The sequence below is a fragment of the Acidihalobacter prosperus genome, assembly GCF_000754095.2.
Lineage (GTDB): Bacteria > Pseudomonadota > Gammaproteobacteria > DSM-5130 > Acidihalobacteraceae > Acidihalobacter > Acidihalobacter prosperus.
Genome location: NZ_JQSG02000006.1, coordinates 206,848 through 223,995 on the forward strand (window position 1 = coordinate 206,848; position 17,148 = coordinate 223,995).

Sequence of the window (17,148 nt, forward strand, 5' to 3'; positions counted from 1 at the left end):
CGGTCGTCGCGGCGCCTAGAAATAGGTCGTCACCGCGGCATCCAGGGCGTCGCGCATGTCCAGGTCATCCGTGATCGGGCGCACCAGCGCCACGCGGCAGGCCTTCAGCGGGTCGATACCCCTCGCGATCAACGATCCGGCATAGGCCAGCATACGGGTCGACAGGCCTTCATCGAGACCATGTCCCTTGAGGTTCCGCGCACGCTCGGCGATATGCACGAGCTTGGATGCTGTGTCCGCATCGACGCCGGACTCATGCGCCACGATCTCAACCTCGACATCATGTTCGGGGTAATCGAAATCGAGGGCGGCAAAGCGCTGCTTGGTCGACTGTTTCAGATCCTTCATCACCGACTGGTAGCCGGGATTGTAGGAAACCACGAGCTGGAAGTCGGGATGCGCCTTGACCACTTCGCCCTTCTTCTCCAGCGGCAGGATACGGCGTGCATCGGTGAGCGGGTGGATGGCGACGGTAGTGTCCTGACGCGCCTCGACCACTTCGTCCAGATAGCAAAGCGCCCCATGGCGCGCGGCCAGCGTCAGCGGCCCGTCCTGCCAGCGCGTACCGTTGGCGTCGAGCAGGTAGCGTCCGATCAGGTCCGATGCGGTCATGTCTTCGTTGCAGGACACCGTGATCAGCGGCTTGCCGAGCTTCCAGGCCATGTATTCGACGAAGCGGGTCTTGCCGCAGCCCGTCGGGCCCTTGAGCATCATCGGCATGCGGATTTCGTAGGCGGCCTCGTACAGCTCGATCTCGTCGCCAACGGCCCGGTAGTAGGGCTCTTGAGTCACACGATACTCGGCCAACGGCTCTCCGGCACCGGTCTGGGTGACGGTCTCTGCGGCGGGTGCCTGTTCGGCGGTCGGCCTCACGCCCTGGCGGCGGTGCTGGGCCTGGAGTTGCTTGGGTGTCAGTCTGCGCATGATAGGGTCCGGTCCACTGTGTCCGTGTGCGGGTTGACGCGACGCCTAGTCGGGCCAGACCCGGCTCGGGAAAAGCTCGTCGTGGCTGTCCTGGGGCGCGGCTTGGGCGCGTTCGACGGTCGCGGTCGACCGGGCTGCGGCCGCCGATCGAGTCGCGCGACCGCTGGCGCGCGCTGCGCTGCTGCGGCTGGCAGCCGGCTTGCGCGGCGGCTTGCTCGCGGCGGCCTTCGCTTCGGACTCGGCCTTGGCTTCCTCGGCGCCCTGCGCCTTGGCCTTGCGTATGCTGGCACTCAGCTTGTCGCTCATACTGGTCATGTCCGCACCTCGTCTATGATCGCGTTGAATTCGGCACGCGCCGGCGCGCCGTTGGTGCCTACCTGAAACACGGTCAGGCCTTCCATTGCGCTGCTGCGGTAGACCGCCCGGCGGCGTACCGCGGTCGGCAGCGAGGGGATCGAAAACTCGCGCAGCGCCCCTTCCATCGCGCTGGACAACGCACTGCGCGGCTCGAGCTGATTGATCAACAAGCTCGCCTGCAGCTTGCGATTATCGCGCTGCGCCGCCTCCACCGCTTCGGCCAGCCTCAGACTGGACCACAGGTCAAGCGGCGACGGCAGGACCGGGATCAATACCCGATCGACCGATCTCAGCACGCGCACCACCGTATCGCTGTCGAGCGTCGGCGGACAATCGAGTATGACCACCTCGGGGCGTTCGCCGTCCGCCAGCGGCCGCTCGGCATCGAAACCACCGGCCGCGTGTCGGACCTGCATCGGCAGTGGCTGGCTGGCCAGCGAGGCCCATGCACTCGCGGTCCCCTGCGGGTCGAGATCGACCAGGAGGGTCGGCATACGCTGTGCGAAACCTGCGGCAAGATTGACCGAAATGGTGGTCTTGCCCACGCCGCCCTTCTGATTGATCACCGCTATGTAATGCATGGCAGCCCCTTCAGCCCTGTTCGGACAGGCGATCCAGGCGCTGCGCGAAATCTCCCTGGCGGGAATCGTGGCCGGTCTCGGCCGGGGCCTCCAGGGTCACGTTCACATAATCCCGCCCGAATCCGATATTGTCGGGATGCACTCCCGTCTCTTCCGCCAGCGCCGCCAGGTCGTCTAGAAAACGGCGCAGTCGGGCGTAGTCGGAGAATTCGAAGCGCTTGAACCAGGCGGCCGTGCCGGTATTGCTCGCGGCCCAACCCTCGGGTGGTGTCATGCTCATGCCTCGCCTCCCCTGGCAGCGCCATCGAAACGGTCCAGTGCCTCTACGTGCTCGGCTTCCTCGACCAGCAGCTGCGCGAACAACTGCTCGCCGGCCTGATCGCGCACGCGGCGAGCGTGCGCCAACGCCATTTCGTACAGGGCGACGGCATCGGTTTCCAGCGCTCGGTCCACGTCCAGCAATGCTGCGGCCTCGCGCCCGAGTCGGGCGGGCGGGAGCGTGCCGGCACTCGGCGCCACTCCCTCCAGAATCAGGCGTTCCATCAGTCGCGCGGCATGGTCGAGTTCCTCCATGCTTTCCTTGCGCAAACGGTCGGCCAGCGCCGCGTCGCCCCACAATCTCGCGAGCACGCTTTGGGCCAGATATTGCTGGACGGCGCCCATCTCATGATTGAGCGCGCGATTCAGCCATCCCAACGTGCGCGGATCGACTCGCGGATTCATGCCGCCCGGCCCTTAGCTGAGCGCCGGCGCGATCTCGCTGTCGCGGCCGCCGCCGGAGGCGTCGGGCGCCTTGGGCAGGATGCCCTCGACCTCGTTGTGCACGCGCGCAATGATGTGCGCCGCCACCAGACCGTCGCCCACGCGCTCGCAGGCATCGGCACCGGCGCGAACCGCCGCGTTCACCGCGCCCGTCTCGCCGCGCACCAGCACGGTCACGTAACCGCCGCCCACGAACTGACGCCCGATCAGGCGCACTTCGGCCGCCTTGGTCATCGCGTCCGCCGCCTCGATCGCCGGCACCAGACCACGGGTTTCGATCATGCCCAACGCTACACCGCTGTAATCCGCCATTTGTCAATCTCCTCTCATGTCAACATTGATTCAGTAAAACCAAGCATGCGTTTCAAGCCAGCCGGCTCGCCACGCCTCCATCACTTCATGCCGCAGGCTGTGGTGCCTCCCAGTGGTCGATGATTCCGCAGATCGTCAGATCGGTCAGAATCCTCGGGTCCGGCAGCGCATAGCGTGCCGCGCTGCCACTGGTCGTGAAGACCCAGCTACCGGCCGGCGCGCCCACGGGGTCCACGGCGACCGAAAGCGCGCCGCTCAACGATTCCAGCACCCGCAGGTCCTCGCTGCCGAGCCCCGCTGCGCGCCGCGTGCAAACCAAGTCATCCATTACGCGCATGATTTCCATGGCGTTCCCCTACGGATTCCAATGGTCGATGATGCCGACGATCGTCAGATCCGACGGAAAATCCTTGGCCCCCGCCGCGTCGCGCGCAGCCGAGGAGCCGACGCAGATCACCCAATCGCCGGGCACACATCCGATGGCATCGATCGCCACGCTCGGCGTACCGCCCTCCTTTTCCTGAACGACCAGCAGTGGCCGATGCCCCATGCTGTCGATCCGATTGGTGGACACCAGGGTCTGCACCACCCGCATGATCTTCATGAATCCATTCCTTCGCCATGTGCGACCTTGGCAACCGTGCCGCATTCGCGCACCAGGGCCAGGCGCTCCGTGCCGGTGGCATCACTCACGCAGAGCGCGAATTTGAGCATGCCTGCGGGGATGCGCTCGCGGTAGCGCGACTGGATCGCAGCCAGTACCCGCTCGCCGCGCTCGATCGCCCGCTCGCGCGCGCCAGGAACGACTGAGGCATAGCTGAAATGCACGATGACCGGCATCGGAAAGCCCCGCGACAGGTTGAGCTTTTCGAAAATATGCACGCCCACGTCGACACAGGCTGCGCCCTCCTCCAGCGTATCGAGGTGCGCGAAATAATAAAGATTGCGCATCTGAAGGTCGTCGATCGGGTCGCCGACACAGACGAAGCGCTCGCCATGGCCTAGGCTTTCATAGCGGCCTTCGTGATGCTGTATGACGAACTCGATCTGCGACAGATTGGCTTCGATCAATCGTGCGACCAGGGTTTTCATGCCTGCGGAAGCCGTACTGCGCAATTGCCCAGCCGCCGCATCGACGGCCGCCGCGATGTGCGCACGGGCCTGCTCCGCAGGCATGGCCAGCGTTTCGCGGTAAAGACGTGCCGCGTCGACGGTCGGCGCCGACGTCGGCTCGCCTTTCGCGTCGGGCAAGTGCACCCGGATCGCGTCGAGATCGGTATCCACACCCAGCAGCAGCAGGTCCGGCCCCAAGCCTTCGCCGAAGGCTTGGGCGATCCCGCCGCGCAATTGTTTCAGGCGATCGATCGCGGCGTCTCTTGCGGCAAGCTCGTCGCTGCCGTGCGCCGCGCAGCCTTCGCTCGAGGGCTTGGAACTGCTGTAGTGGTAAACCGCCATCTTCAGATAGCGGGCATCGCGCCGGCCGCCCAGTCGTTGCGCCAGCTCGCGCTGGGTCCAGTCCGCCATGTCCAGCTCGACATCGAACAGCGCCCCGGCATAGGCCTTGAGCACCACCGCATCGCTGGTCGGCGCAATGCGCAGCACGAACGGCAGCACGCCTTGGAGCCGGCCGTCCGCGCAAGGCGTGACATCCAGCGTGTGATAGCCGCATCCGGTGATAAAGTCGTCGTCGATCGCCATGCCTTTCAGCCAGCCACGCTGTTCGTCGCGCGCCTGCGCCACGCTACGGCGGCACATCTCGAACAGACAGTGGGCGTACAGGGCGGGCATATCCAGGCCGGCGATCCACGGCTGCTCCAACATCGACGTCGGCAGTTCGCAACCCAAACGGCTACGCGCCAACTGTTGCGCCTGTGCGACGAAACCTCGCTCGCGCGGCAAGGCCGCGACCGCCTGAAGGGTATCGGCGACGCCGTCGAAGCGCGCCTGCAGCATGGCTTCGTAGCCGTAAAGTGCCTTATTCAACTCCCGGTCGACCAGGGCATGCTCGCAATGCTGGTTCTCGCCAAGATTGCAGGCCGGGTTGGCCAACGTGACGCGGGCGGCGACCCACGCATCGGCGCCGGCTACCAGCGTACCGCCGGGCAGCGTCGACGCCGGGCGGCGGATGCGCCGGGCTGGTTGACGTTGTTGGGTACGCGTACGCATGGCCTTACCCGCGCGCGCCTCCGGACACCGTCACGACCGCGCCACGCTTGGTGGCACCGGCCGAACCCGTAACCGGGCTGTCCGGCACATCCGGACGCTCAAGATCGCGATAACCCTGCGCATTGCGGCCTGCGCCGCGCGGATTGCCGCGCTGCGTCACGTTACGCACCACCGAGAAGTGACCCTCGGTGCCGGTCACGCGCTGCTGTTCGCCCCAGGCATCGCCGGTAATCTGCGCGGTTCGCGGGCTCGCCTCTCCGGTCAAACGCTGGCGGACGGCATCTTGCGCAGCCTCGGCCTGAGCCATGCGGCCGCCGCTGTCGCGGTGGCGAAACTCGGGCGTACCCGTGATCAGGCCCTGCGCGCGATTGGCGCTGCCGGTGATGCGGTCGCTGTTGATCTGCGCGCCTGTCACACCCTGACCACGCCGCGCCTCGTAGGCCTGCCGCGCAGGCGGCACAATGCTGAAATCCCGCGGTGCGGGCGGACGCGGCGGCTCAGCATCCTGTCGGCGCGAACCGACGAAACGGCCGCTACCGGCGCCGTCGATGGCGCATGCCGCAGACAGATTGTCCAGGCCGACATAAGGCGTGCCGGTGACCGGCTCGCAAGCACCGCGTTCGTCGCCGGTCATCACGGAACCGCCGGCGCCTGGGCGATCACCGGTGATCTCGGCGGCCGATACGACACCGCGCGTCGGCACGCGGGCCAACTGCTCTTCGCTATCGCGCGGCTCGCAGAACTGCGCGTACTGACCCTGGCCGATATAAGGCGTCCCGCTGATGGGCGCGCAACCGCCGTATTCGTCGCCGGTCACGCTGGCGCTACGGCCCACGGCCGCGCCGGTGATCGTCTCGCCCTGCCAGGTACGGTCGACCGCCACCTTGGCCACGGCCTGGTCCGGCGGGGTGCTGTCGACGCAGACGGCACGCAGGTCCTGCGCGCCGACGTAGTCGGTTCCGGTGACGAGGCTGCACCGCCCTTCCTCGTCACCCGTCATTTTTGGGTTGGAACGCACCTCCGTGCCGGACACCTGGGTACCGGCACGCGTCGCAGCCGCACCCACCTTGGTCGGACCCTCGATCGCGCAGGCATCGCCGAAGTCGCGACTGTTGAAGTACGGCGTACCGGTGATGGCGCGGCACGAACCGGGTTCGCTACCCGTCACCTTCTTATCGCGGGCAACCGAGGTACCCGTCACCGGCTGATCTGCCGGCGTCGACATGATGCTGACCTTCCGTGGCGGCCGGGGAGGTGTGCTCTCGCAGAATCCCGCATATTGTTCAGAACTCAGGTATTCGGTGCCGCTCACCACGCGACACGCACCGGGTTCGTCGCCCGTCACGCGCTGCGAACGCCCGACCGAGGTGCCGGTGACCTGGCTGCCGCTGGCCGTATGCGTGACCGCAACCTTGTCAGCGACCGGCTTCGGAGCCTCGGCGCGCGCATAACGCGTGCCCGTGATGTCACGAGCCGCACCCGCTTCGCCCCCGGTCACGCGGTTTTCCGAGATCACCATCGTGCCGGTCAGCGTCTGGCCTTTTTGCGTGCGCGTCATGCCGATCTTGTTCGCCGGCGGCTGCGGACGGGTCGGGCAAAAACGCTCGAAATGGTCGGCAGACAGATACTGCGTGCCGGTCACCTCGCGACAGGCGCCGTGCTCCGCGCCCGTCATCGCATCGTCGGGCGCCACCTCGGTACCCGACACGGAACGCCCGTGCAGCGTCCGGCTCAGGGTGACCTTGGCGGGATTCGCCTCCGGACGCGTCCCGCAGAACGCGTCGAACTGCTCCAGACCGATATATTCGGTCCCGGTGACGGAGCGGCAGGAACCCGGCTCGTTGCCGGTGACCTGTCGCGTACGCTCCACCATCGTGCCGGTGACTTCATGTCCCGACAGCGTGTGCCCCTGTTCGACCTTCGGCGGCGCCGTCAGGGCGCGCGCCGAGCGGCGTGCGGCAGGCTTGCGGCTTTCGCCGGACGTGTGACCGCCCGCTTCGCCGCGGCCGGTGAGCGCCCTCACCTTGCGATGCTGCATGGCCACCTGACGCCCGGTCACGCCCTTGGCGATGGCGATGCGCCAGTCCTTCTCGGGCAGATACTTGGCGATCTTGGTCGCCTGCGCCGCGCGCTTGAGTCCAGCCTTGCCTTCCTGACCCAGGGCCTTGCGGCGAGCCAGGGCAATATCGCGGCCGCTGCCATGCACGTGGTTCTTCACCAGTCGCGCAGCGATTTCCTTGGGCGTGAGCGACACTGCCGTGTTCGCCATGGCGGCGCGGCGATCCGCCGAAGGGCCGTTATCGACGGCCGGCGCCTCGCCGCATGCACCCTTGCCCTTGCAGCCGCAGCCGCAGTCTTCGGCGCGATTCTTCGCGGCGGCGGACTCGCTCCGGACCGCACGCACAGGCCTCGCACCCGACTGCGCCTTCGGCAGCGCAGCCTTGCCGTTGCGCGCCATTGCTTCGCGACGGCTCCGGGCAAGCATGCGCCCGGTCGGCTCGGCGGCGGCAACCGCGGAGGCGTTGCGCGTCGCCGGCGACTGTCCGCCGGACACGCTCGCCGCGCGAGCGGCGACCTGGCGCGCAGGCTTGACCGCACGCTTGCCCTGGGAAGCCATCGCCTTGCGACGCTGGCGTGCCAGTTCGCGGCCCGAGAGCCGCACATCGGCATGAGTTTCAGGCTGAATATGCGTCATAACGTTTACCTTCTTTCACCAACACGGGCCGCCGCAGGTCAATCGGCCCTGCAGCGGGCCTTCCGTCACCGAACAAGGGTCAGGCGCTTGGCTATCCGCGATGGACCACGAAGGCCAGACCCTGGCTCTGGGTGTAGTTGTCATACGCCACGAAGCGCACCACATAGCTCGGGAAGGCGCGGTGGCACGCTTCGATCTCGCTCAGCACGACATCGACCGAGTCCTCGCCGAACATCGGCAGACCCCACATGTGCCAATAGTGGTCGGCCTGATCGTCCGGATGCGCATACTCGACCGCCGGGTTCCAGCCCTGGGAAATGGCGTAGGCGATCTGATTTCGCACCTGCTCGGGCGTAAACGCCGGCAGGTAGGAGAACGTCTCGTAACGCTTGCTCGAAATGTACGGGTTCACAGCCATTGCAATACTCCTGTTCTTTCTGCGCCGTGGCGCGCTTGGATAGGCTTGATCTCTAACCGCATGCGTGATGCGGCCACAAGGTTACTTGTGGCCCACATCCAGCTTGTCGACGGTATCGAACTCAAATTTGATTTCCTTCCAAGTTTCCATGGCAACCTTGAGTTCGGGGGAGTGCTGAGCGGCTGCGGTCATGATTTCCTTGCTTTCGCGCTCAAGCTCGCGACCCTGATTGCGCGCCTCGACGCAGGCCTCGACCGCCACGCGGTTGGCATGCGCACCCGCGGCGTTGCCCCAGGGGTGACCCAGCGTGCCGCCGCCGAACTGCAGCACGGAATCGTCGCCGAAGATGCTGACCAGCGCCGGCATGTGCCACACATGGATACCGCCGGAAGCCACGGCGAAGGCACCGGGCATGGAACCCCAGTCCTGATCGAAGAAGATGCCGCGCGAGCGGTCTTCCGGCACGAAGGATTCGCGCAGCAGGTCGATCCAGCCCAGCGTCGCGGCGCGGTCGCCCTCAAGCTTGCCGACCACGGTGCCGGTGTGCAGGTGGTCGCCACCGGACAGGCGCAGGATCTTGGTCAGTACACGGAAGTGGATGCCGTGGTGCGGATTGCGGTCGAGCACCGCGTGCATCGCGCGGTGGATGTGCAGCAGCACGCCGTTGTCGCGGCACCAGTTGGCCAGACCCGTATTGGCGCAGAAACCGCCGGTGATGTAGTCATGCATGATGATCGGGGCGCCGATTTCCTTGGCGAACTCCGCACGCTTGTACATCTCCTCGGGGGTCGGGGCGGTGACGTTCAGGTAGTGACCCTTGCGCTCGCCGGTTTCCTGCTCGGCCTTGAGGATGGCTTCCATGACGAACTCGAAACGGTCGCGCCAGCGCATGAACGGCTGCGAGTTGACGTTCTCATCGTCCTTGGTGAAGTCCAGACCGCCGCGCAGGGCTTCGTAGACCGCGCGGCCGTAGTTCTTGGCCGACAGGCCGAGCTTGGGCTTGATGGTGCAGCCGAGCATCGGGCGGCCGTACTTGTTGAGCTTGTCGCGCTCGACCTGGATGCCGCTCGGCGGGCCGCCGCAGGTCTTGACGTAGGCGATCGGGAAGCGCACGTCCTCGAGGCGCAGCGCGCGGATGGCCTTGAAGCCGAACACGTTGCCGACCAGCGAGGTGAACACGTTGACCACCGATCCCTCTTCGAACAGGTCGATCGGGTAGGCAATGAAAGCGTAGAAGCAAGTGTCGTCGCCCGGCACGTCCTCGATGCGGTAGGCGCGACCCTTGTAGTAATCCATGTCGGTCAGCAGGTCGGTCCACACCGTGGTCCAGGTACCGGTCGAAGACTCGGCGGCCACCGCAGCGGCCGCTTCCTCGCGGTCGATGCCGGCCTGGGGCGTGATCTTGAAGCACGCCAGAAGGTCGGTATCCAGCGGCACGTACTCCGGCTGCCAGTAAGTCTGCCGATAGTCTTTAACACCGGCACTGTATTTTTTTTCGGCCATATTTGTCTCCTCAGATCAGAAAGCAGCTCTTGATTCGATCCAGATATCTGGGGCCCGCGTGGTCGTAGGACACCCACCCTATTCCCGGTCCGGCAAGCTTAGTCCGAACGCTAGCATAAAGAACAATCAATTTTAATGATTGTTTTGATCAGATAAAACTTATATATTGACCCGCGTCAAACGAATCCTGCACCCGCCACATGACGCCACCGCCCATGGAGGGTAGACGTCCCGCGCGCGGCGCGCTCGCCCCACTTCGAGGAGGGCATCATGAATTTCACCTTCCGCCAACTCAAGACCTTCGAGGCCGTGGCACGGCAGTTGAGTTTCACCCGCGCGGCCGAGGAGCTGTTCCTGACCCAGCCGGCCGTCTCGATGCAGGTACGGCAGCTCGAAGAGAACATCGGCCTCCCCCTGTTCGAGCACCTCGGGCGGCGTATCGATCTCACCGATGCCGGACGCGTGCTGCACGGTTTCGTGCAGCGCATCAACGAAGTCGTCGCCGAGGCCGACGAGGTGCTCGAAGGCATGAAGGGCCTGCGCCGGGGACAACTGCGCATCTCGGTCGCCTCCACGGCCAATCATTTCACCACCCGACTGCTGGCCGACTTCTCGCGACAGTACCCCGACGTCGCCATCAGCCTGGATGTCACCAATCGCGAAACCCTGCTAAAGCAGCTCGCCAACAACGAAACCGACGTCGTGATCATGGGCGAACCGCCCAGCGACATGGACCTGGAGGCGGAGGCCTTCATGGAAAATCCGCTGGTGGCGATCGCCGCGCCCGAACATCCGCTGGTAGGCGAAACTTCGATACCGCTGGCACGCCTGGCGAAAGAGCGCTTCGTTCTGCGCGAACAGGGGTCGGGTACACGCGGCGCGATCGCGAGATTCTTCGAGCAGCACGGCCAGACGCTGCGCACCGGCATGGAGATGAGTTCCAACGAAGCCATCAAGCATGCGGTGGAGGCCGGTCTCGGCCTCGGCATCGTGTCACTGCACACGCTGGAGCTCGAACTGGAGGCCGAGCGCATCGCCGTGCTCAAGGCTGACGACTTCCCCATCATGCGCAACTGGTACATGGTGCATCGCCGTGGCAAGCGCAACACGCCGGTGACCCAGGCCTTTCACGACTACGTGCTGGCCGAAGCCGCCCGACACGTACGCTTGCCGCGCACGCACAGCGGCGCGGCAAGCGCCTAGCCGGCATCGTCCGTGGCCGGCGACAGCGCGGCATCGAGCTGCAGCGCGGCATCGAGCGCCGCCTGCCGCGTCGCGGCCAGCACGCACAAGTGTCCCATCTTCCGCCCCGGCCTCGCCTCGCGCTTGCCGTAAAGGTGCAGGCGTGCGCCGTGCATCGCATAGAGCGACTGCCAGCGCGGGCCGTCAGGACGCAGCCAGCGGTCGCCCAGCAGGTTGACCATCGCAACCGGGCTGAGCAGGCGGGTGTCGCCCAGCGGCAGTCCGCAAAGCGCACGCAGCTGCTGCTCGAACTGCGAGCAGACGCAGGCATCGACGGTGTAGTGCCCGCTGTTGTGCGGGCGCGGCGCGATTTCGTTCACCAGCAGGCGCCCGTCCCGGGTCACGAAGAACTCCACCGCCAGCACGCCACGGTAATCCAGCCCCCCGGCGATCCGACCGGCCATCTCGATCGCCTGCGCCGCCAACCCGTCGTCGATCCGCGCCGGCACGCTGGAGATCGCCAGGATACCGTCGCGGTGTTCGTTTTCCGCCAGCGGATAGCTGGCGATTTCGCCGTCGCCGGCGCGCGCCAGCACCACCGACACCTCGCAGGCCAGCTCGACACGCTGCTCCAGGACGCATTCGACCCCGCCCAGCGCATCGAATGCATCGGCAAGCCCCTCGGGCGCATCCAGACGAATCTGACCCTTGCCGTCGTAACCGAAACTGGCGCGCTTGAGTATCGCCGGGAATCGCACCGCAGCAGCCGCGGCCGCCAGATCCTGCGGTCCCCGCACGGCGGCGAAAGGCGCGGTCGCCAAGCCCATAGCCTGCAGGAAACGCTTCTCGCGCAGGCGGTCCTGCGTCGTGGCCACCGCTTCCGCCGCAGGGTGCACGGGCACGTGCTGCGCCAGCATACGCAGGGATTCGGCCGGCACGTTCTCGAACTCGGTGGTCACGGCCGCGCATTCGGCGGCAAGACGCCCCAGGGCCTCGGCATCGTCGTAGCGCGCGCGCAGATGGCCGTCTGCCGCCCTGGCCGCCGGACTGTCCGCATCCGGATCTAGCACGATCACACGATAGCCCGACTCGTGGGCGGCCAGCACGAACAGGCGGCCGAGCTGGCCGCCGCCCAGCAGACCGAGCGTGGCGCCGGGCAGGATCATCCCTGCGGCGGCAAGGTCATGGCGGCCGCCTTGCGCGCCTGCTCCTCGCGGAATGACGTCAGACGCCCGGCCAGCGCCGCGTCCTCGCCGGCCAGCAACGCCACCGCAAACAGCGCCGCATTGACCGCGCCTGCCTCGCCGATGGCAAACGTGGCCACCGGCACGCCCTTCGGCATCTGCACGATGGACAACAGCGAATCCATGCCTTTGAGATGACGCGAGGGGACTGGCACGCCCAGCACGGGCAGCGTGGTCTTGCTCGCCAGCATGCCGGGCAGGTGCGCGGCACCGCCCGCGCCGGCGATGATGCAGGCCAGCCCGCGCGACCGCGCGGTGGACGCATATTCGAAGAGCAGGTCCGGCGTGCGATGCGCCGAAACCACCCGCGTTTCGTGCGGCACATCGAACGTCGTCAGACACTCGGCCGCGCAGGCCATCACCGGCCAATCGCTGTCGCTGCCCATGACAATGCCGACCAACGGCGCATCCTGCATCGCTCACCCCGATATTGTGTATCGAAAAACCGTTGATTCTCGCCCAGGCCGACGTCGATGCCAAGCGCGGCGCGCGAAAGCATACAATAGCCTTTTGCCCACGGAGCCGTCCGGAATGACCGACACCCTCTTCCAGGCCGAGATCAGCAGCCTGCCGCTTCTTCACCGCGGCAAGGTACGGGACATTTTCGCCGTCGACGACCGGCATCTGCTTATAGTCGCCACCGATCGCCTATCGGCATTCGATGTGATCCTGCCAGACCCCATCCCCGGCAAGGGGCGAATGCTCACCGAAATCTCCCGTTTCTGGTTCGGGCGACTGGCGCACCTGTGCCCCAACCATCTCGCCCCGCTGCGCATCGAGGACGTCATCACGGACCGCGCCGAGCGCACGCCGCTGGTCGGCCGCTCGATGATCGTGCGTCGCCTGGAGGCTCTTCCGGTGGAGGCCATCGTGCGCGGCTACCTGATCGGATCGGGCTGGAAGGATTACCAGCGCAGCGGCGGCGTCTGCGGCATTGCACTGCCGCCCGGTCTGCCGCTTGCGGGACGGCTGCCGGAGGCCATCTTCACACCCTCGACCAAGGCCGCGGTCGGCGACCACGACGAAAACGTCGACTTCGCCCGCCTGTGCGACACCATCGGCCACGAACAGGCGACCCGTGTCCGCGCACTGAGTCTTGCGCTCTACCGCGAAGCCGCGCGCTATGCGCTCGAACGCGGCATCATCATTGCCGACACCAAGTTCGAATTCGGCCGCGACCCCGAGACGGGCGAGCTGATACTGATCGACGAGGCGCTAACGCCCGACTCCTCGCGTTTCTGGCCAGCCGACGCCTACCGCCCCGGCACCAGCCCGCCGTCTTTCGACAAGCAGTTCGTGCGCGACTATCTGGAAACGCTCGACTGGGACAAGAAGGCGCCGGGACCGCGCCTGCCGCCGGAAATCGTCACCGAAACCGCGGCAAAATACGCCGAGGCTCTGCAGCGCCTCACCGGATGACCGGTCGGCGGCCCTCGCGTCGTCAACCGCTGGAATATTCCGTGGGCGCCAGGCCGAGGCGCTGCAGCAGGCGGTAGAGCGTGGCCCGGGACACGCCGAGCAGCTTGGCTGCTTCCGACACGTTGTTGCCGGTTTGCGAAAGAGCCAGATGCACCGCCTCGCGCTCGGCCTTCTCGCGCGCGTCGTCCAGCGTGGGCACGCTGCCGGATATGCGTGCGCGCAAACCCATATCCGCGGGGCGGATCAGCTTGTGATCGCACATGACCACGGCGCGATGCACGCGATTGATCAGCTCGCGCACGTTGCCAGGCCAGTCGTGCTGATCCAGGGCCTGCAGCGCATCCTCGCTGAACCCCTGGATCTGCCGCCTCGATTCATGCCTGAACCGCTGCAGGAAATAGCGTGCCAGCAACGCGGGATCGCCAGGCCGCTCGCGCAGCGGCGGCACATATAGCGGAATCACGTTCAGGCGGAACATCAGGTCCTGCCGAAAACGCCCCTCCGCCACGGCCTGCTCCAGATCGACGTGAGTGGCCGCAATGATGCGCACATCGGCGGACACCGTCTGCGTGCCGCCTACCCGCGTGAACTGCCCTTCCTGGAGGAAACGCAGCAGATGAACCTGCAGACCCACCGGCAGGTCGCCGATTTCGTCAAGAAACAGCGAACCACCCGCCGCGGTCTCGATCAGACCCTGTTTGCGCTGATGCGCGCCGGTGAACGCGCCTTTTTCGTGCCCGAACAATTCGGACTGGATCAATTCAGGCGGCAGGGCACCGCAATTGATCGCCACGAAGGGGCCGTTGGCTCTGCTTGAATGCGCATGCAATGCCAATGCGCACAATTCCTTGCCGGTTCCCGTTTCCCCCCGCACCAGCACCGAGCAGTCGGTATGCGAGATTTTGCGGATGTCGCCGAACAGTTGGAGCATCGGCGCACTCATGCCCACCATGTCACGCTCGGACATCAGCTCGACTTCGGTCTCGGGACCATGAATATGCGTCAGCACGCCCATGCCCCAGGCATGGCCCAGGGTATGAAGCAAACGCTCCGCGTCGACCGGCATGCGATGGAAATCGTGGCAGTACTGCCCCACCAGGCCGAGCAGCTCCGGGTCGGATTCCTGTTCGTCGAGCAGCGCGACCCAGCGCATCTGGGCGGCCAGCTCGCCCATGACCTGCCGCACCAGGCGGGTGGGCGCGCATTGCGCGAAATCGACGATCCCGATCACCGCCTCGCTCGCCCGCAGGGCTTCGATACCGGCATCGGGCGCAATATGGCGCACCGACCAGCCGGCATCGCGCAATGCATCGAACAGCGGCGCAAGCGCCGTTACCGGATCGCCCAGATAGGCGACCACGCGGCGTTCCTGGCGATCGGGATCGACCGCCGTCCACGGTCCCGACGAAGCCGTATAGGGCATGACGTCCAAATAGCCATCGGCCTTGTATTCGATCATTCCACACCCTTTCCTTTCTGCGACGTCCGGGAACGCCGTTCAGAACGCATAGGGGACCTTCAGACTCACCTGCAGATTGGGGGCATCCTTGGTAAGTCCCACCATGACATTGGTCACGAATGTCGTGTGGCTATTCAACGCGTAGGAGACCCCCAGCGCAAGCGCGGCGGCATTGGCGTTGCTGCCGACGACATTCTGCCACGCGCCGCCATCCGGCCGCAGACGGGTTTCTTGCGAAATGGCGTCGTTATAGGCGAATGTGAGACTCATCTTGTCGTTGACTGCAAAGGCGGTGCCGAAACCAATGCCGATCAGGTTGCCCGCCAGCACGTCGCCGCCGGCGGACGGTGGCTGGCTGTTGATATTGGGCACGTGACGTTCGAAGTTATAGGTATAGCTCAGGCTGCCGAACAATATGGCCGGACTCGTGGTCTGTATGAAGCTCAAGCCGGTCGTATAGGACCATACGCCGCTGCCGGTCGCAAGCGAGGACGGAAAGCTCAGGTTGTTGTTTTGCGGCTGCGTCTGCAGCTGTATTCCGTACGGGCTGCGCCCTGTCGGCGACTTGAGCTGATTGTTCCAGATGATCGCCGGATATGCGTGCCCCTGACCTATCAATTCGTAGTTGAGCAGCATCGCGATATCGCCAATCTGCCCCCCGTTCCTGACGGTCTGCTCGCTCGCCTGGGTGGTCGATCCCTGCACGCCGACCGATTCGTAGGTACTCTGGCGCATCAGATAGGGCACAGCGACGCCCAGCTGCAATCGATCGGTCGGCGAATAAGTGGCCTGCAGGCTGAAGGTCTCGATATTGCTCGTGACCTTGCTGACATTGATATTGCCGAGAAATATTGCGCCCAGCGCCAGAAAACCGTTGAGCGTGAGCGCATTGCTGTCCGAATAGGCGTAGGTAAAACCCGGCTCGAGCGTGAACTGTCCCGGCACGAACAGCGCATTCTGCTGCTGATATACGCTGGCGACACTGCCTTCTTCCGGCGGCTTGCTGCCAACCGCCGCCCTGGCGCACAAAGGCGCCGCAAAAAGCACCGCGCACAACACCAAAGGTATCGCATTTCGTTGCATAAATTCCTCTTCTTATTCGCATTTATTGACAGGCACGCAACCGGCAGGATCAAGCTTCACTCGGCCACCACATGACCTGAGTCACGAGCCTGTACCGAACCGCAGACGGTGACGCCCGCATGAATTTCTATCCGGTGCGCGGTCACCGAGGCCTGCACGTCGGGATCGCCGATCAGGCACCCGGGTGCGACGGTCAACAGGCCATCCGCGACCACCGGCCCCTTGATGCGGCAGCCAGGACCGATCACCACATCGCCACGGCAGACCACCGCACCCTCCACCACCGTGTCGCGTCCCAGCACCAGCCGCTTGTGAGCCTTCACGCTGCCCCGGCAATGTGTGCCGGCCGGAAGCAACAGGGAAGATTTCGCAATCATGTCCGCGCGCCGCCCGCGACCGCCGCCTGACTGTCTGATCCAGCGCTCGGGTGGCGTGTCCGGCACGTCGCCGGCGACGATCCACGGGGCGATCAGGAACTCGAAGGCGCATCCGCTGCCGATCCTGATGATCTCCCCGGCCGAGGTATGCCCAAAAAGCCGACAGTCCGCACCGGCCTCAAGATGGCGTTCGGCATGGGACCAGCGCAGCACCGTCGTGGCGACACCCAATCGCATGTCGCCATCCGCAAGCAGGGCACGATAGAGGCCACCGCTACCGGCAACGAGATCGCCCCGCGCCCAGATTTCGCGCAACCACCGCGTATTCGCCGGCACGAAAAGCCCGCCCTGGGCCAGCACCACCCGCCCCTTGTCGGGATCGACGGGATCCAGGGTCGCGGGATGCCCCCGCGTCGCCGGCACGACCAGCACATCCTCGCCGGATTCGAGCGGGTGATGCAGCACGCCTTCGCCGGCCAGGGCAAGGCCAGTACCGATGGCGCCGAACTTGGCGGCAAAACGCCTGGCAAGATAATCGGGACGGTAGCCGTCCTCCGACAGGGCCAAAGGGGCGGCCTCTTTGCCGGTCAGCCATACCATCAAGGCCGAAACGAGCGGCAGGACCGCGAGCACCAACGTCAGGATAATGAGTCCGAGCAACATGCC

The 17,148-nt window shown here is 65.6% G+C and carries 19 protein-coding genes; 2 read left to right on the top strand and 17 right to left on the bottom strand.

Annotation, left to right across the window (positions count from 1 at the left end; genetic code table 11):
* Window positions 1-15 precede the first annotated feature (15 nt).
* The 12 genes from THPRO_RS11705 to THPRO_RS11760 form a co-directional block, all read right to left on the bottom strand.
* Window positions 16-924 (bottom strand): CbbQ/NirQ/NorQ/GpvN family protein, encoded by a 909-nt coding sequence (locus THPRO_RS11705; protein ID WP_082954624.1) that lies wholly within the window; start codon window positions 922-924, stop codon window positions 16-18.
* 45 nt (window positions 925-969) lie between these two features.
* Entirely contained in the window at window positions 970-1,239 is a 270-nt protein-coding gene (locus THPRO_RS11710) for a hypothetical protein (protein ID WP_038093846.1), read from the bottom strand.
* On the bottom strand, window positions 1,236-1,862 hold the full coding sequence (locus THPRO_RS11715; protein ID WP_038093842.1) for a ParA family protein: 627 nt from the start codon (window positions 1,860-1,862) through the stop codon (window positions 1,236-1,238). The genes THPRO_RS11710 and THPRO_RS11715 overlap by 4 nt, the downstream gene beginning before the upstream one ends.
* A 10-nt stretch (window positions 1,863-1,872) precedes the next feature.
* The gene (locus THPRO_RS11720) at window positions 1,873-2,142 is read right to left on the bottom strand and encodes a 4a-hydroxytetrahydrobiopterin dehydratase (protein ID WP_052064721.1); all 270 of its coding nucleotides are present in this window, start codon (window positions 2,140-2,142) and stop codon (window positions 1,873-1,875) included.
* Window positions 2,139-2,585: a ferritin-like domain-containing protein gene (locus THPRO_RS11725; RefSeq protein WP_038093839.1), complete on the bottom strand. Its 447-nt coding sequence runs from the start codon at window positions 2,583-2,585 to the stop codon at window positions 2,139-2,141. The genes THPRO_RS11720 and THPRO_RS11725 overlap by 4 nt, the downstream gene beginning before the upstream one ends.
* Before the next feature lie 12 nt (window positions 2,586-2,597).
* Window positions 2,598-2,936 carry a BMC domain-containing protein gene (locus THPRO_RS11730; RefSeq protein WP_065089678.1) on the bottom strand — a complete coding sequence of 113 codons (339 nt, stop codon included), beginning with the start codon at window positions 2,934-2,936 and terminating at the stop codon, window positions 2,598-2,600.
* Between the two features lie 85 nt (window positions 2,937-3,021).
* The gene (locus THPRO_RS11735) at window positions 3,022-3,282 is read right to left on the bottom strand and encodes a carboxysome peptide B (protein WP_038093519.1); all 261 of its coding nucleotides are present in this window, start codon (window positions 3,280-3,282) and stop codon (window positions 3,022-3,024) included.
* Window positions 3,283-3,291: 9 nt separating this feature from the next.
* Window positions 3,292-3,540, bottom strand: a complete 249-nt coding sequence (locus THPRO_RS11740; protein WP_038093516.1) for a carboxysome peptide A — start codon at window positions 3,538-3,540, stop codon at window positions 3,292-3,294.
* On the bottom strand, window positions 3,537-5,102 hold the full coding sequence (locus tag THPRO_RS11745) for a carboxysome shell carbonic anhydrase (protein WP_052064696.1): 1,566 nt from the start codon (window positions 5,100-5,102) through the stop codon (window positions 3,537-3,539). Before THPRO_RS11745 ends, THPRO_RS11740 begins: the two co-directional genes overlap by 4 nt.
* Window positions 5,103-5,106: 4 nt before the next feature.
* Window positions 5,107-7,797: a CsoS2 family carboxysome shell protein gene (locus tag THPRO_RS11750; RefSeq protein WP_065089679.1), complete on the bottom strand. Its 2,691-nt coding sequence runs from the start codon at window positions 7,795-7,797 to the stop codon at window positions 5,107-5,109.
* 91 nt (window positions 7,798-7,888) lie between these two features.
* On the bottom strand, window positions 7,889-8,215 hold the full coding sequence (locus THPRO_RS11755; RefSeq protein ID WP_038093513.1) for a ribulose bisphosphate carboxylase small subunit: 327 nt from the start codon (window positions 8,213-8,215) through the stop codon (window positions 7,889-7,891).
* Window positions 8,216-8,296: 81 nt separating this feature from the next.
* Window positions 8,297-9,718, bottom strand: a complete 1,422-nt coding sequence (locus tag THPRO_RS11760) for a form I ribulose bisphosphate carboxylase large subunit (RefSeq protein ID WP_038093510.1) — start codon at window positions 9,716-9,718, stop codon at window positions 8,297-8,299.
* A 270-nt stretch (window positions 9,719-9,988) separates the two neighbouring features.
* On the opposite strand from THPRO_RS11760, the gene THPRO_RS11765 reads away from it, so the two are divergent.
* Complete coding sequence (locus tag THPRO_RS11765) at window positions 9,989-10,921, top strand: LysR family transcriptional regulator (RefSeq protein WP_038093507.1); 933 nt, start codon at window positions 9,989-9,991, stop codon at window positions 10,919-10,921.
* Here the strand turns inward: THPRO_RS11765 and THPRO_RS11770 are convergent.
* The gene (locus THPRO_RS11770; RefSeq protein WP_038093504.1) at window positions 10,918-12,066 is read right to left on the bottom strand and encodes a 5-(carboxyamino)imidazole ribonucleotide synthase; all 1,149 of its coding nucleotides are present in this window, start codon (window positions 12,064-12,066) and stop codon (window positions 10,918-10,920) included. The genes THPRO_RS11765 and THPRO_RS11770 overlap by 4 nt on opposite strands.
* Window positions 12,063-12,560 carry a 5-(carboxyamino)imidazole ribonucleotide mutase gene (gene purE / locus THPRO_RS11775; RefSeq protein ID WP_038093502.1) on the bottom strand — a complete coding sequence of 166 codons (498 nt, stop codon included), beginning with the start codon at window positions 12,558-12,560 and terminating at the stop codon, window positions 12,063-12,065. Before purE ends, THPRO_RS11770 begins: the two co-directional genes overlap by 4 nt.
* A gap of 115 nt (window positions 12,561-12,675) precedes the next feature.
* Here purE and THPRO_RS11780 point away from each other — a divergent pair, with 115 nt between their 5' ends.
* Window positions 12,676-13,563 (top strand): phosphoribosylaminoimidazolesuccinocarboxamide synthase, encoded by an 888-nt coding sequence (locus tag THPRO_RS11780; RefSeq protein WP_038093499.1) that lies wholly within the window; start codon window positions 12,676-12,678, stop codon window positions 13,561-13,563.
* A 22-nt stretch (window positions 13,564-13,585) separates the two neighbouring features.
* On the opposite strand, the gene THPRO_RS11785 is transcribed toward THPRO_RS11780, so the two are convergent.
* The 3 genes from THPRO_RS11785 to THPRO_RS11795 are packed head-to-tail and all read right to left on the bottom strand — an operon-like array spanning window position 13,586 to window position 17,145.
* Window positions 13,586-15,022: a sigma-54 dependent transcriptional regulator gene (locus THPRO_RS11785; protein WP_052064695.1), complete on the bottom strand. Its 1,437-nt coding sequence runs from the start codon at window positions 15,020-15,022 to the stop codon at window positions 13,586-13,588.
* 39 nt (window positions 15,023-15,061) lie between these two features.
* Complete coding sequence (locus tag THPRO_RS11790) at window positions 15,062-16,105, bottom strand: hypothetical protein (RefSeq protein WP_145930849.1); 1,044 nt, start codon at window positions 16,103-16,105, stop codon at window positions 15,062-15,064.
* 56 nt (window positions 16,106-16,161) lie between these two features.
* Window positions 16,162-17,145 (bottom strand): polymer-forming cytoskeletal protein, encoded by a 984-nt coding sequence (locus tag THPRO_RS11795; RefSeq protein WP_038093496.1) that lies wholly within the window; start codon window positions 17,143-17,145, stop codon window positions 16,162-16,164.
* Window positions 17,146-17,148 lie beyond the last annotated feature (3 nt).

Excerpts from the sequence above, each read along its gene's own strand:
- THPRO_RS11740 (WP_038093516.1), bottom strand. The coding sequence starts at position 3,540 with ATGAAGATCATGCGGGTGGTGCAGACCCTGGTGTCCACCAATCGGATC.
- THPRO_RS11715 (WP_038093842.1), bottom strand. The coding sequence starts at position 1,862 with ATGCATTACATAGCGGTGATCAATCAGAAGGGCGGCGTGGGCAAGACC.
- THPRO_RS11780 (WP_038093499.1), top strand. The coding sequence starts at position 12,676 with ATGACCGACACCCTCTTCCAGGCCGAGATCAGCAGCCTGCCGCTTCTT.
- THPRO_RS11710 (WP_038093846.1), bottom strand. The coding sequence starts at position 1,239 with ATGACCAGTATGAGCGACAAGCTGAGTGCCAGCATACGCAAGGCCAAG.
- THPRO_RS11790 (WP_145930849.1), bottom strand. The coding sequence starts at position 16,105 with ATGCAACGAAATGCGATACCTTTGGTGTTGTGCGCGGTGCTTTTTGCG.
- THPRO_RS11785 (WP_052064695.1), bottom strand. The coding sequence starts at position 15,022 with ATGATCGAATACAAGGCCGATGGCTATTTGGACGTCATGCCCTATACG.
- THPRO_RS11735 (WP_038093519.1), bottom strand. The coding sequence starts at position 3,282 with ATGGAAATCATGCGCGTAATGGATGACTTGGTTTGCACGCGGCGCGCA.
- THPRO_RS11760 (WP_038093510.1), bottom strand. The coding sequence starts at position 9,718 with ATGGCCGAAAAAAAATACAGTGCCGGTGTTAAAGACTATCGGCAGACT.
- THPRO_RS11730 (WP_065089678.1), bottom strand. The coding sequence starts at position 2,936 with ATGGCGGATTACAGCGGTGTAGCGTTGGGCATGATCGAAACCCGTGGT.
- THPRO_RS11720 (WP_052064721.1), bottom strand. The coding sequence starts at position 2,142 with ATGAGCATGACACCACCCGAGGGTTGGGCCGCGAGCAATACCGGCACG.
- THPRO_RS11745 (WP_052064696.1), bottom strand. The coding sequence starts at position 5,102 with ATGCGTACGCGTACCCAACAACGTCAACCAGCCCGGCGCATCCGCCGC.
- THPRO_RS11765 (WP_038093507.1), top strand. The coding sequence starts at position 9,989 with ATGAATTTCACCTTCCGCCAACTCAAGACCTTCGAGGCCGTGGCACGG.
- THPRO_RS11755 (WP_038093513.1), bottom strand. The coding sequence starts at position 8,215 with ATGGCTGTGAACCCGTACATTTCGAGCAAGCGTTACGAGACGTTCTCC.
- THPRO_RS11750 (WP_065089679.1), bottom strand. The coding sequence starts at position 7,797 with ATGACGCATATTCAGCCTGAAACTCATGCCGATGTGCGGCTCTCGGGC.
- THPRO_RS11705 (WP_082954624.1), bottom strand. The coding sequence starts at position 924 with ATGCGCAGACTGACACCCAAGCAACTCCAGGCCCAGCACCGCCGCCAG.
- THPRO_RS11725 (WP_038093839.1), bottom strand. The coding sequence starts at position 2,585 with ATGAATCCGCGAGTCGATCCGCGCACGTTGGGATGGCTGAATCGCGCG.
- THPRO_RS11770 (WP_038093504.1), bottom strand. The coding sequence starts at position 12,066 with ATGATCCTGCCCGGCGCCACGCTCGGTCTGCTGGGCGGCGGCCAGCTC.
- THPRO_RS11795 (WP_038093496.1), bottom strand. The coding sequence starts at position 17,145 with ATGTTGCTCGGACTCATTATCCTGACGTTGGTGCTCGCGGTCCTGCCG.
- purE (WP_038093502.1), bottom strand. The coding sequence starts at position 12,560 with ATGCAGGATGCGCCGTTGGTCGGCATTGTCATGGGCAGCGACAGCGAT.